Origin of the sequence: Ktedonosporobacter rubrisoli, assembly GCF_004208415.1 — a bacterium.
Taxonomy (GTDB): Bacteria; Chloroflexota; Ktedonobacteria; order Ktedonobacterales; family Ktedonobacteraceae; genus Ktedonosporobacter; species Ktedonosporobacter rubrisoli.
Map to the genome: position 1 here is coordinate 10,389,057 of NZ_CP035758.1, position 13,705 is coordinate 10,402,761.

Here is a 13,705-nt window from a genome sequence, read left to right on the forward strand (position 1 = left end):
AGGTAGTAGTATAGTATGAACAAGACGAAAAAAGTTGCCTGGCATAAACATCTGGTTAAGATGAAGAAGCGCAAAGAGAAGCAGCGCCTGGCCCAGAAAGCGGGTGTCGCAGCTCCTACCAGGCGCTAAATGTTGCTGGCGAGAATGTCGGGTGACGTGTGAGTTATGAGCAGTTTATCTTCTTCAGCTTCGGTTCGCAATATCCTTTCTCTGCTCACCTCACTTGATGCGCAACTGGTGGCGGGAGCAGGAGGGCTGGAACGCCGGGTAACCTGGGCGTGCCGCATGCGTGCACGCCTGCCTGCGTTCGAAAGTATTCAGGGTGGCGAGTTGGCCCTGCTTACGCTGTCTCAATTGCGCCGACTTGATGAGACCTTACCGCATCTCCTTAAGACTCTTCATGCCGCTGGTGTGGCTGCTGTAGCGGTAGCAGCTCAATCAGGGGAAGCGTTATCTAACGAGGCAAAGCAGCTTGCTGATCAGCTGTTGCTTCCCCTTATCTGGCTGCCCCCTTCAGCTTCGCTTGAGGAAATTGAGCGGGAAGTTATCACTTTTGTGGTAAGTTTCCGTAGCGAGATTGAGCGCAAAGCGACTGAGATTGCGCATCAATTAATGCAGCTAAGCATTCAAGGGGTTGGGATTCAGGGCGTATGCGAGCAGCTAGCTACTCGACGGGGTAAGTGGGTGGTTGTGCAGGATGCTGGACAACAGGTGCGCTTTCAGGCCTCCCCCGATCAATCACCTCCTCTCCTTTTGCCATCTCCTCTAACCGATGAAGCTCTCAGGTTACAGGGCCTCACTCGTGTTGTGGAGCCTATCTTGATCCGCCATGAGGTCGTTGGCTATCTCTCCCTCATCGGGAATGAGAGCGATTTTGATTACCTTGAGCGTATTGTCCTGGGACAGGTTGCGCCTATTCTGGCTTTGGAGGTTGCCAGAGAGCGCGAACGGAGCGAGGTTGAAAGCCGCTATCAGGTTGAGGCTTTCACGGATGTGCTCCAGGGACATTATCAGCAGCCAGAAGAAATGTTGGCTCGCGCTCGCATTCTTGGCTATGATCTGGCCTCTCCACAGGCTGTTGTCGTTTTTGAGGTCTCTCCTGCTGAGCCTGACTATCCTGGCAGCAGCGCTTCTCTACAATGGAGCAGAAGTATGCGCGATGAGCTCTTGCGCATCTGGCCTTCCTGTTGGATTATGGATGAGGCTCGACGAGTTATGGCTCTGCTTCCCATGGCGGCGCTGGAAAGTGGCGCACGCGAAGATATGCGGGAACGCGAAGCGGATATTATTATGCGTCTGGAGCGATTGTACACGCGGGTTCCTTCGGGCAAGAATAATGGTACTGGTCTACCAGTCTACTCGGGCGGCATAGGCCGCGTGGCACAGAACTTGCAGGGGATTCCGCAGTCTTTCCGTGAAGCACAGCAGGCCTTGCAGATTGGGCGGCGCCTCTTTGGGGAAGGAAGGCTTCATTCGTTTACCCAACTTGGAGTCTATCGTCTGCTGTTCTATCTCGATGGACAGAGTGAGCTGACCGACTTCTATCAGGAGACGTTAGGCCCTTTGCTTAGCCATGATGTGCGTAACGATGGGACGCTGATCGAGACACTTGAGGGTTTTTTCCGCTATAACGGAAATTTAAGCGAGACGGCTCGGGCGATGCACCTCCATCGTAATTCACTCTTATATCGCCTTGGCCGCCTTGAAGAGATATTGGGACATTCGCTCGAAGATCCTGAATTGCGCTTATCTTTGCAAATAGCCTTAAAGATTCATCACTTGCAGAAGAGACGCTCTTAAGCGTAATATATGCTGTGGAATTGGGCTTTGTCCAGGCATCGTGGGGACGCAGCTATTCCCGTGCAGCATGCTGTGTTAGAATAGTGGTCCCTTTGATGCTAAACTGCTGCCAGCAACTCCTGGTGCTCAAGCGCAACTCATTGGCGCCGAAAAATGTTTCCGCCGGTAGCCTTGGAAAGGCGATCACGTACGGCAAGACCAAGCCCTTGCTCTGTAAAGTTGCGGCAGAGAATTATGCTTACGCCAGCCTCTTCAAGCGTCCGCAGGCCGGCATATAGGCGACCAGCAATTTGCTCTGGATGCGTGGAACTGCCAAGGGAGTAGACGTGGGCGCCGCTGCCCTGAAAAGGTATCCTGTCCTCATCTGCTATGAGCACACCCACTGCTTGCCCTTGAGCCTGGTAGCGTCGTATTTCGGCCAGCATATTAGCGCGCATTTCTTCTTCACTTCCCTCGAAGAGCAGGGCTGGAACCGCTGGCGAGTAATGAACTGACATCTGCCCTGGCGCTTTTTTGGCTTCGCTCTCTTGATCATCGCTTGCTTTCAGTTTTGGCAAGAGCTTTATTGTGGGCAAGACTGTGCGCAACGCTTCCAGGCTCACGCCACCGGGACGTAGAATGGTCGGTTGCTCCGCACTGAGGTCAAGGATCGTGGATTCCACTCCTACCTGGCATGCTCCGCCATCTAAGATGAGGGGAACGCGTCCATGAAGATCTGCTAGCGCGTGCTGTGCGCTGGTGGGGCTTACATGCATAAAACGATTAGCGCTAGGTGCAGCTATAGGAGAGCCGGTGGCTTGAATAAGCGCCCGCGAAACTGGATGGCCTGGCATGCGTACCGCTACAGTTGGTAGGCCGGCCGTGGCTAAACGGGGGACGCGCTCGCTAGCCGGTAAGATCAAGGTAAGTGGTCCGGGCCAGAAAACGCGTATAAGCTGGTGGGCCTGGGGTGGGACTTGCGTAACAATCATCTCTAGATCATGTTCTTCAGCAATATGGAGAATCAAGGGATCATTGAGCGGGCGTCCCTTGGCGGCAAAGATACTTTCCAGCGCCCTCGGCTGTAGCGCATCTCCACCCAAGCCATAGACGGTCTCGGTTGGAAAGACAACAATCTCTCCCGCCCGCAAGAGAGCGGCGGCTCGCTCAATGATAGCAGGTTCAGGCTGCCTGGCGGAAACCTGTAGAACTTCTGTTGACTTGTCTTGCATATACCTTGCGACTTTCTTTTATGGAAGTGATAGATGACAGCCTGAGTATATCATAGGGAAGGACGAATGCGCGCCCCAGCGGATCTTTTCTGGCTTGTCGGAGCCGGGCCGGCATGTTATACTCGGCCTTGTTTCATACCACAATGAGGGACCGCTATGTATCAAGATAACCGCTTCTCTGGAACGGCTGATCAGCGCAAACTTCGCCGTCGCATAGGTCTTGGCGGCATGCTGCTTGCTACATGTATGCTGCTGGCGGTTGGTATCTATGCTGTCAATACTTCTCAACTATTCTCAGGTGGAATGCACGCTGCGCCTGATTCTGCTCATGCCCGATCGGCTTGCACAACTCCGGCGCATCCGGCGGGCGATAGCACAAATAGTATTGTATCGGGCGGCCTCAAGCGTAGCTTCCTGGTCCATCTGTCTCCATCCTATGGCAAAGCACCTCAGCCGTTAGTTATTGGCTATCATGGTTATCATTGGTCATCACAAATTATGAAATCTACCACACATATGGATGTAGAGGCCGATAAAGCCGGATTTGTGCTAGTATTTCCGCAAGGCGTAGATTCACCAGCTTCCTGGAATGCCGGGATAGGCGCTGAGGGTCCCACTGGCGATGCCGATGATGTCAAGTTTACGCGTGACTTGCTCAAATTTCTTGAGAAGAACTATTGCGTAGACACTCATCGCGTCTATGTCACAGGCTTCTCGCTTGGCGGTGGTATGGCCTATCGGGTGGCCTGCACGTTAAGCGCGCAGATCACGGCTGTAGCGACAGTATCAGGGGCCTATTATCCCTTTGGGGACTGTCGACCGGCACGCCCATTACCTGTGTTAGAAATTCATGGCGCTGCTGATCCACTTGCGCCTTATGGAGGCAGCGCTGCAGCCCATATGGCCGCTGTGCAGGATTACTTGCAGGTCTGGCGCGCGCTTGACAAGTGCAGCGCTGCCTCAGAGGTCATTTTTCAGCAAGGAGATGTGACAGCTACTAGCTGGACGCATTGTGCTCCTGGCACCGAAGTGGTGCATTATCGCATAAGCGATGGTGGCCATACCTGGCCGGGATCGCCTGGTACGACACATGTCATAGATGCGAATGTGGTGATCTGGGACTTCTTTAAGCAGTTTCCGCGCAGCTAAAAACGCCAACCCGCGGCCCTGCTCGACATGCGTTTTATACAGGCTTGATGCTCATCTGGCGTCGTTGCTCCTGCGCACGGTACTCGTGATAATCCGCAAGAATCGTTCTATGCAGGGTCGTGAGCTTGCCTTGCAGCCCCTCTTCGGGGAGCCAGCAGGGACGTCCTTCAATACTGCTATGGAGCTCGCCGCTGATAACTTCACCGCGATATATGATGTTAAGCGTGCTCATCCGATCAAGTTGAGGGCTGGTGATCGAGTAGTAGCCAATGACGTCATGTGTACGAATATGCAGGCCAGTTTCCTCCCGGCACTCGCGTTCGGCAGTTTGGGTTGGATGCTCACGCCAGCGCATAAAGCCACCGGGGAAAGCATAGCCGCCCTCGGGTAACTGTACAACCAGGAAGCGTCCCTGATCCTCTATGATCACACCGACACAGGCAAAAGGAGGAAGATTCCCAGCCAGCAAGAAATTAAGGATGTTAAAGCAGACGCCAACTAATTTCTTAAATGCTCGGTATAACACAGGTAATATCCCGCCAATTCTTCTAAAATCTGTTCTTCCATTATACGACGTCAAGCAAGTGGGCAACGGGTCGGAAACTGGAGGCGAAGAAGCAAAGATATGTAGGAAGGCTCGCCAGGAGGAATACCGATGGCTTTGTTAAAAAGAAACGTCGAGGATACAAGGGGAGAAATATCCTCAACGCTTCTGTGAATGTAGACACGACAATAGGGATAGCGAGCTTAACGTCCACTCTTGCTGCGTGCTTGTGCTCGGCGGATGAGCGCATCTGCGGTAACCGCGATAAGGAGCACGACGCATTCAACCATGTTTTGTACATCGACACCCAGGTTCAACAGGCCAAGTCCGTTCTCCAGACTGCCAATAATCAATGCGCCAAGGACGATAGCCCAGACCGAGCCAACACCACCGAACAGGCTCACGCCACCGATGACTGCAGCGGCAATCGATTCCAGGAGCAGGTTAAGCGGGACCTGGGTATTGGCAGCGTTTAAGCGGGAGGTGAGCAAGATGCCTGCGGCGGCGGCCAAGGTCGAACAGAGCGCAAAAATGATGAGCTTGGTGCCTACCACGTTAATTCCTGCGCGCCTCGCCGCTTCCTGGTTGCCACCAACTGCATAGACATGGCGGCCAAAGGTAGTTTTAGAGAGCAGCAGCCAGACAATCAGAATAAGGCCGAAGAGAATGGCTGCAGAGATCGGCACGCCCAGGTAGGTGCCGCGGGCTGGACCTGGCGTGTTCTCAAGAATAGCGATCACACCTTCGACGATTACCGCTACTAATACGATCTTGCCAATGAGTTGATACAGCGGCTTTGTGCGCAAGCCCTGGCGTTTACGGCGCAGATGGCTCCAGATTTCGCCCAATGCAAAGATAATTACTGCTAAGGTTGGCAAACCAACGCCATAGATATCGGGCAGGAAGCTATAAGCGCTCCCGGCCAGAATCAGAATCGTTGGATTGCTAATAGCCAGCGCGGCCTGATCCTGGAGCAGATAGAATTCAAATCCTGTAAAGCCTATCAAGGTTGCCAGCGTTACAATAAACGATGGAATGCGCAAATATGCCACAAAAAAACCATTAATCAAGCCTGCTACCGTGCCGCTTAACAAGCCGATAATGATAGCCTCCCAGCCAGGCACATGCAGGCGCTCGGCCAGAATACCGACGATAACGCCACTCATGGTCGCGACTGCCGCGATAGATAGGTCTACTTCACCGAGCAGGAGTACCAGAGCAGCGCCCAGACTGGCGACTGCCGTGCCAATAATCTGCTGTAGCAGGTTAGAAAGGTTTCCCGGCGCCAGAAAGAGCCCTCTGGAAATGAGAGCAAAGCAGACAACGATAATCAAAAGCGTCAGTACAACCGGTAAAAAGCCAAGATCACTGCGTAGAAGTTGTCCGAACGAACGTTGCTGTGTGTATGATGGCGCCTCGACTGCTTCCGTCAGCGATTGAATATTCTCAGCGTTTTCGTTCTCTAGAATTTCACTCATCGTCCTTATCCTTCAGCATCATCGCTGCTAGCCCTCATAATGCCACCGAATTCGGCGCCAGTAATTGCGGCGATAACACGCTCTGGGGTGACGTTGCGTACATCAAATGTACCAACTCTGCGGCCAAGGCGTAGCACCACAATACGGTCCACAACCTCGAAGACATCTGCCATGTTGTGCGAGATGACCAGAACCGCCAGACCCTGTTCGCGCAAGCGTCTGATGAGCTGTAATACCTGGCGAGTTTGTGCTACGCCGAGAGCAGCGGTTGGCTCATCCAGCAAGACTACCCTGGCGTTCCCTAATATGGCTCTTGCGACCGCGATAGATTGTCGCTGACCACCGGAGAGCGAGGCTACTTTTGTGCGTACAGAGGGTAACTTAACGTTGAGCGTTCTCAGCACTTCCAGGCTGCGCCGCTCCATCTCAAGCTCGTTTAATACGCCGCCGAGGCGATACCGCTCGCGGCCTAAGAATAGGTTGGAAACGACGTCAAGATTATCGCACAGGGCGAGATCCTGATAAACCGTGGCGATGCCCAGGCTACTTGCGGCCTGCGGGCTACTAATTTTTACCGGCTGGCCCTCGACAAAAATCTCTCCCTCATCGGCCGGGCCTACCCCTGAGATCGTTTTGACGAGCGTCGATTTGCCAGCGCCGTTATCTCCTACCAGCCCTACGACCTCGCCGGCATATACTTCGAGATCAACATCGCTAAGCGCGCGCACGGGACCGTAACTCTTTCCGATGCCACGCATTTGTAATCGCGGAGTCTTATCCTGTAACTGTGCTTGCGCTGACATGTCTCCCAGTGTTGGGGCATCATTGTTGGTCATGTCATTCTCCTACGATAGACATGTATGCACTGTGAGAAGCCCGGCTCAGGGCTTCTCACTTTTTTAAGCGAGCACTCTCTGATGTCTATCCTTATGAAAACTGCTGTGTTCCTCTGATCGTGCTCGTTATCACTGTATCATAGTGATAACGTTGCCACAAAGGTGGTAGTTTGTAGCTGACTTGCTACAAACTACCTGTTGGGCTGGATTAGCAGATTCCAGTGACAACTGGATTCTTGAGGCCGGAGCAAACCTGATCTTTGGTCATATAGCCGCTATCGATGATCTGCTGCTTCAAGTTGGCCTTGTCAACCGCGGCCGGCTGCAAGATAACACTGGGGATGTCAGCGCCGCCGGGGGTCTTGGTGGTCTGGCCCTTGATAATGCCGCTGGTATCTGAGCCATTGATCAAGGCTTTTACCAGATCAGCAGTAGCCTGGGCCTCATTAGAATAGGACTTGAAGACTGTCATGGCCTGGTCGCCGAGCAGAATGTTTTGGATGCCAGTCACTGTCGCGTCCTGACCAGTGACGAGTACTTTGCCATTGAGCTGCTTAGCACGTAAGGCCGAAATAACGCTATTGGCCATGGTGTCATTGGCGACATAGGCGATCTGGATATTGTTCTGGTTTGCGGTCATGGCCTGATCCATCTCGTTACGGGCCGTGGCCGGGTCCCAGCCAGGGGTATACTGGTCATAGACCTTCTTCAAGGTTCCATTGTCAAAGAGGGGCTTAAGGGTTTCGCTGGCGCCCTGGTAGAACAGGTGGGCGTTGTTGTCATCGGAAGAACCATTAATCATGACAACATTCTTCCCATTCTTGGTGTAGTCCTTGTAGTGATCGATGACATATTGACCCTGGAGCTTGCCAACGGCCACACCATCGTAAGAAACATAGTAGTTGAGGTCTTTGGAGTTGATCAAGCGATCATAAGAGACAACAGGGATGCCCATTCCCTTGGCCTTGGTGACGATGGCAGCAGCAGCATCGGCATCCTTTGGCGCGACAACCAGGATGCAATCACCCTTGGTCAAAGCTTGATCGGCCTGGTTGCGCTGCGTGTTGGGATCACCCTGCGCATTGTAGAGGTCAACGGTAAGGTTGGAATTGATGGCCTGGATATCTTTTTGCAGGGCTGGCTTATCGTAGGTTTCCCAACGGGGAGAACTGGCAGTCTCAGGGAGCAGGACACCAACTTTTGTGCAGCCCTTGCCATTAGCGTTTGCGCTCCCTGTGGAGCCATTTCCATTGCTGCTATTTCCCGTTGATGCTGGGGGCGTGGCGCTGTTTCCACAGGCTGCCAGCAATACGGCAATAAGAGCAAAGCCAAGTAATGCGCTCAATGTTTTGCGCTTAGGACTAAATAGCTTCATTGTTTCCTCTGTCTTTCCGCTCTTCAGCGAACGTTATTATGCCAGGAAAAACGCGTAATCAATGTGGTAACTGGTAATCATTGCACTACCCCGTTTTGTTTGTTCTCAGCGTTTCGGCAGGGATAATTTGCCGGGTTAACCTCCTTTCCTTAGTGGGTCGATTGCTGTAGCATCTCTGCGCGAGCTGCTGACTGGGAAGCTTCTTGCTCAGTTGCAGCCTCGCGCGCTATGAGAATGCGTTCCCACGCTTTAAAGAATGGGTAGTACATGATCGCGGAAACAGCCAGGTCGAACGCTTGCAGGAAGGTGCCTCTGATATCACCGCCGCTAGCGACGAATCCGCTGATTCCGACAGGAACAGTAAATGGTTGTAAGACAACTGGTATATGTACCCATCCCAGAGAGAACACGATATAGTTCAAAGTGACGATGGTTACAGGGACCAAAATGAAAGGGATCATCATTATTGGGTTGAGCATCATTGGAACGCCGAACGTGACCGGCTCATTGATATTAAAGATGGCCGGCCCCAGGGCGACTTTGCCTACGGTACGCAGCTGCGTAGAACGCGAACGTAACATATATATGACCAGGGGCCACGTTGCCCCCGAACCGCCTAGATGCGCAAAGATATGAAAGAAAGGCTCTGTGACGATGCCGTGCCCTCCGTGAACGTTGTTGGCTAAGGTTGTAAACCAGAATGGCGCCGCCATGGCGGTGACAACATTCATGCCATGAATACCTACCGACCAGAGTAACATCATTAAGATGATCTCAAAGATGGCTGCCGGGTAGCTATCCTGCACAACCACCAGAGGTTGAAACAGGCGCATGAGCAAAACTGGTGCGGTAAGCTGATGGAGTTTGCCATCGGTGCCTATATAAGTGTGTGCGCTGATAAACCATTCAATTGCCCAGATAGCCGTCAAGAGCAAGACTGTCGGCACGAGTGCTTCAAATGCGCGCTTGACGTTGGGCGGAACTGTACGGGGTAGTTTGATCGTAAAACGTGATGTACGAAACCAGCGCATAACTTCGGTGGTAATAATTCCGATGATAATGGCGACGAGTAGGCCCTGCCCTCCCAGGTAGGGCAAGATCTCACCAAGCTTGAGATCAGCCAGGTTGCAGACAGGCATGGCGGCAACTAGAAACAGGACCAGGGCCAGGATGGCGGGCTGGACTGGCTCGGTACGATAATATTGGGCAAGACTGTAGGCAACGCCAAAGGTCAGGATGAGGGCCATCAGCCCGAAGGAGAGTTGGAACGGAACTGTAAGCGCGGTTTGATATGGCGCAAGCAGGGTTGCCAACCCGGGCAGCGGCGGATTGGAAATGATCAAAAACAGGCTACCCGCTATGATAAGAGGCAATGTGAAAATAATAAAAGCATCCCGTATGGCTTGCAGATGCACGCTGCTTGCCAGTATGCCAAGTGGCGGAACGAGGTAGCGCTCAAACCATTGGCTACTTCGTTCAATGAAGCTATTCACGTTGCCTCTGTCCTTTCTGCGTATATCTCATGCCGGTAGCAGACGAAGCACCTGCTTTAAGACTGCCTCGCCATCCATGGTAGCGTAATGAAAAGGCTCAATCATGGCGACCGGCTTATTGACAGAATGAGCAATTTTCTCGATGCTTTTGCGCAAATGACGAATCTGGGGTGCGATCAGTACTACGTCGCACATGTCAACCTGTGCCGTATATTCTCCGGCGCTGAGTGCTTCCACATGTAACTCAATGTGTTGTGCTGCAGCAGCACTGAGCATACTTTCTACTAAAAGGCTTGTAGACATTCCCCAGCTACAAACAATTAATACTCGCATCATTGATCCTCTTAACACGCATTCCATCCCTGATAGTAGGCGCAGATGTGTGCTTGAAAACTATTGCGTGTGCAACACACATACAGGTAAAAATTGGAATTGCGAAGCTACTAATGTATACTGCAAGAAGTATGCCAATATGTGTGCTACACACATAGCACACTTTTAGGATGATTGCCGATGAAATTAAAGCACACTTCGTGTATTGTGTGTAGTTAAGCATAAAGTAATTGAGAGGCTTGATGAGGGTTAGGGCGCCAGATGGAGGCCTTGTCAAAGGCTAAAGATATCCACCTGGCGCAGGATGCCTACAATGTTATAGGCTTCCTCATCGGGCAATGTGTGGGCAAGCTGTATCCCTAGCGTTTGCCAGGCCTGGCGGCAGACAGCCAATTCGCGCGCATATTGCTGTTCTACGGCTTGCCGTACGCTCTGGCTCACAAGAAAACTTTGCTGGGGCTCGCGCTCTAGCACGCAAGCCAGGTGGAGGAGGAGGCCGGCCAGCACATCGATGGGAAAGCTTTCTCCAACTTCAACTTCGATCATTTCTATCATGGACTCCAGCAAAGGCAGAATACGGATCGGATTGAGGAAGAGTAGACGCTGGCTTAGCGTATGGGAAATTTCTTGCACAAGGTCTGCTCGCTGGGTAAATGTCGGAGGAGGAGTTGTGCTTGTCTGGAGAGCAGCGGCGGGAGGCTGTAGGAGCTCGGGATCAATGAGCGTGCCGCCGGTCAAGGTTCGCATGCGCGCAATCCCATCGCCAAAGAGCAATTCGGTAAGTGAGATAAAAGGATAGTTCTCAAGATGAGGGTTGATTGTGCCAACCACGGCTATCACCCGTTTTTGGCCGATAAGTTGCTGGATATCGGCCTCTGTCTTGCGGGAGAGATTGATATCCATACAGATGATCTCTATGTTTTGCCGTCCCAACTCTGGTAAATGTTCTTGTAAGAGATCAGCAAGTTTGCTGGCACTGCCAAAGCCGGTGAGGCAAACCGAGAGGATAACCCGCTCGCTCTGGACCGCTGAGGGGTTGAGTGGGCCGTGTTGGCCATTTTGCTGGGACAGAGAGGCCGAGGCTTTGCTGGAATCCTCTGTATGCGAGATGCTAGTAAGGCTGGCTGCCAGTTGGTCCAGGTTCATGTGCTTGGAATGTTGAGCGCGGCGCAGGGCCTCGACAACCAGGGGCGCGCATACACCCGAGATCGCCCGGATGGGAATACCCAGTCGTCGTGTTACCAGCTCTCCCAGTGAGAGCAGCGAAGAAAAGTCTACAAGAAGCAAGACCCCGCTGCCCTGGTCAGCCTGGCTCACACAATGTTCTACTTGTTCTAGAAGTTCCTCGGGAGTTTGTTCCAGGGTCAGAGCTATAGAATGCACAAGCTCTACGCCAACCAGCGTGTTGGCCAGTTCTGCCAGTCCTGAGGCGATGCCATGGCCATGGGCAGCCACAACAATACCAACCGTGGCTTGTTCATTATAAAGAAATACATCGGCATTTGCGAAGAGGATAGCCAGCACGTCGGCCTCGCTCTCGGGCAGCGAGATACCAAGCTCCGAGCGAATGCGCAACAGGGCCATGTGAGCAATCTCATATTCCAGCGGATTGGTTTTGTGCATAGATGGTATCGCCGGAGCGGCAAGTTGATGGCCATTGGCGATATGTTCCAGAGCGCTGGAGAGATGGAGCGCCAGGACAAAGGCTAGTTTTTCGGGAAATGTGTGCCTTAATTGCTTCTCGGCGAACTGCGTAATTGAGCGACTGACTGTAAGAATGTGCTCATCGACGAGATGCGCAATACCCTCTGCCTGCTCCTGGGTAACGGTATCGGCAAAGCCCTGAAAGTAATGCTGGATATCGAGATGTAAAAGTCGATTGATTTCATATTCGGATATGCCACTACCGCGCAAGACATTCAGTTCTGTGCTGATGATTTCATAGAGATTTTGCGATGAGGTAGAGGCCGAATGATTATCTAGACTCAACCCTGTTGGCGTGAAGATGTGCGTGGCCTCTATGAGGTGCTGTACAGCGCTCAAGGCGCGATGAAGCACGCCAGTCCGCAGGAGTCCACGGCGTATATGTTCGGGTAATACGTTGGTGTGAATGTGTAGTTCGGGCAGGTTGTTGGTGCGATACTCCAGATAGGCCCGTGCGCAGGTGAGCTGGACGTCTGTGCGCAGTTGGCCGATATTGCCAGGACATTCATAGACTAAGAGAGCGCGCAGGACCTGGGGGGCAACATGAATATTGGTGCCGATAGTGCTGCACTCATTTGTAAAGAAGGCCCGCAAAAGCTCGTAGCGTTCCGCCATTGTGCGCTCAGTGAGGCCGGGCAAGGTAATCGTCATCGGGATGCGTCGGCGAAACGTCGGCAAGAGGGCGCTATGAGGGTCCTCGGTCGTTGCTGCCAGCAGCAATAACGAGGTATGCCGCTCTTTGACCTCTCCCATGCGGCGGAAGCGCTCGCTATCCATAAGATAGAAGAGCATTTCCTGGCCTTCTGGCGGTAGGCGATGGACCTCATCAAGAAAGAGAATACCATGGTCAGCCTGCTCTACCAGGCCCACGCGATCGCGCTCAGCGCCGGTATAGGCCCCCCGTACTACGCCGAAGAGATGGGCCATTAAAAGTTGCGGATTGCCAGCATAATCGGCACAGTTGAAACTTATAAAAGGAGCATTCGCGGGGAGCGTTTTCTGCTCTAGCGCAAAGGCGTGCATCAAGCGGGCAAAGGTAGTTTTGCCTACTCCACTTGGTCCGCACGTAAGGGTATGCAGTCCACGGGGTGGGTAGAGAATAGCCGCCTTGGCCTGCTGAATAGCAACTTTGAGCCCTTCACTAGAGCCGATAAGCGTCTCAAAGCTGGTCACCACGGAACCGAAGGTGACCGAAGCCGAAATGGATAGCTGTTGCGCTGCCTTGGATTCTTCTGCGGTGGATACTAGAGCTGATGGGGTGTGCGATTTTTTCCCATTGGAAGAAGGCGCAATCTCCTGGTTCGCATCTTGCGTAGCTGCTTTGATGTGAAAGAGCACGGGACGGCCGGGGATGCGTTCAATGATCCCTTCCTGGGCCAATAGATTAAGATCCCGGCTGGCATTTGTCCGATCTATAGCAGCTTGTTCTGCAACTTCTTCTGCGCTGAAGCCTGTATGGCGACGCAACGCACTACTCTGTGCTGGTCGATGTGTACACAAGGATCGCAATGCCTCAAGTACTCGATCTTTGCGTTGCACTAATCGATACCTCTCATAGCAGGTGGTGTGGGGGGCTATCTGTTGTCGTATTTAGTATACTGAAAGGACGAGAGAAAAATCAATCAAACTCCAGGTAATAAATCGTAACAGCTAGCTTCTCAAAGTCAAAACACAACTTCGGCCTCTACTTGCATAAAGAGAAAAATAGAACTTTCTCCCTTGCCTACGATGGCCCTGAAAGACAATAGTAATGTTGTATATAATTCGTTAGGAAGATATATT

Annotated in this window: 10 protein-coding genes; 2 read left to right on the top strand and 8 right to left on the bottom strand. The window is 52.5% G+C overall.

Features of this window, described 5'->3' with window-relative positions; genetic code table 11:
- Positions 1–165 precede the first annotated feature (165 nt).
- Positions 166–1,800: a PucR family transcriptional regulator gene (locus tag EPA93_RS44405; protein ID WP_129893707.1), complete on the top strand. Its 1,635-nt coding sequence runs from the start codon at positions 166–168 to the stop codon at positions 1,798–1,800.
- Positions 1,801–1,937: 137 nt separating this feature from the next.
- On the opposite strand, the gene EPA93_RS44410 is transcribed toward EPA93_RS44405, so the two are convergent.
- Positions 1,938–3,011: an L-threonylcarbamoyladenylate synthase gene (locus tag EPA93_RS44410; RefSeq protein ID WP_129893708.1), complete on the bottom strand. Its 1,074-nt coding sequence runs from the start codon at positions 3,009–3,011 to the stop codon at positions 1,938–1,940.
- 156 nt (positions 3,012–3,167) lie between these two features.
- Here EPA93_RS44410 and EPA93_RS44415 point away from each other — a divergent pair, with 156 nt between their 5' ends.
- Complete coding sequence (locus EPA93_RS44415) at positions 3,168–4,160, top strand: CE1 family esterase (RefSeq protein WP_129893709.1); 993 nt, start codon at positions 3,168–3,170, stop codon at positions 4,158–4,160.
- A gap of 34 nt (positions 4,161–4,194) precedes the next feature.
- On the opposite strand, the gene EPA93_RS44420 is transcribed toward EPA93_RS44415, so the two are convergent.
- The 7 genes from EPA93_RS44420 to EPA93_RS44450 all read right to left on the bottom strand — a co-directional run bounded on the left by EPA93_RS44420 (position 4,195) and on the right by EPA93_RS44450 (position 13,423).
- A complete protein-coding gene (locus EPA93_RS44420) occupies positions 4,195–4,686 on the bottom strand; it encodes an NUDIX hydrolase (protein ID WP_165423805.1) in 492 nt (163 codons plus the stop codon).
- A 221-nt stretch (positions 4,687–4,907) separates the two neighbouring features.
- Positions 4,908–6,182 (bottom strand): sugar ABC transporter permease, encoded by a 1,275-nt coding sequence (locus tag EPA93_RS44425; RefSeq protein WP_129893711.1) that lies wholly within the window; start codon positions 6,180–6,182, stop codon positions 4,908–4,910.
- A gap of 5 nt (positions 6,183–6,187) precedes the next feature.
- Positions 6,188–6,985, bottom strand: a complete 798-nt coding sequence (locus tag EPA93_RS44430) for an ATP-binding cassette domain-containing protein (protein ID WP_129894844.1) — start codon at positions 6,983–6,985, stop codon at positions 6,188–6,190.
- Between the two features lie 241 nt (positions 6,986–7,226).
- Positions 7,227–8,393: a sugar ABC transporter substrate-binding protein gene (locus tag EPA93_RS44435; RefSeq protein ID WP_129893712.1), complete on the bottom strand. Its 1,167-nt coding sequence runs from the start codon at positions 8,391–8,393 to the stop codon at positions 7,227–7,229.
- A gap of 149 nt (positions 8,394–8,542) precedes the next feature.
- Entirely contained in the window at positions 8,543–9,886 is a 1,344-nt protein-coding gene (locus EPA93_RS44440; protein ID WP_129893713.1) for a PTS sugar transporter subunit IIC, read from the bottom strand.
- Between the two features lie 27 nt (positions 9,887–9,913).
- Positions 9,914–10,222, bottom strand: coding sequence for a PTS sugar transporter subunit IIB (locus EPA93_RS44445; protein WP_165423806.1), 309 nt, complete (start codon positions 10,220–10,222; stop codon positions 9,914–9,916).
- 270 nt (positions 10,223–10,492) lie between these two features.
- Positions 10,493–13,423: a sigma-54-dependent transcriptional regulator gene (locus EPA93_RS44450; RefSeq protein ID WP_129893715.1), complete on the bottom strand. Its 2,931-nt coding sequence runs from the start codon at positions 13,421–13,423 to the stop codon at positions 10,493–10,495.
- Positions 13,424–13,705 lie beyond the last annotated feature (282 nt).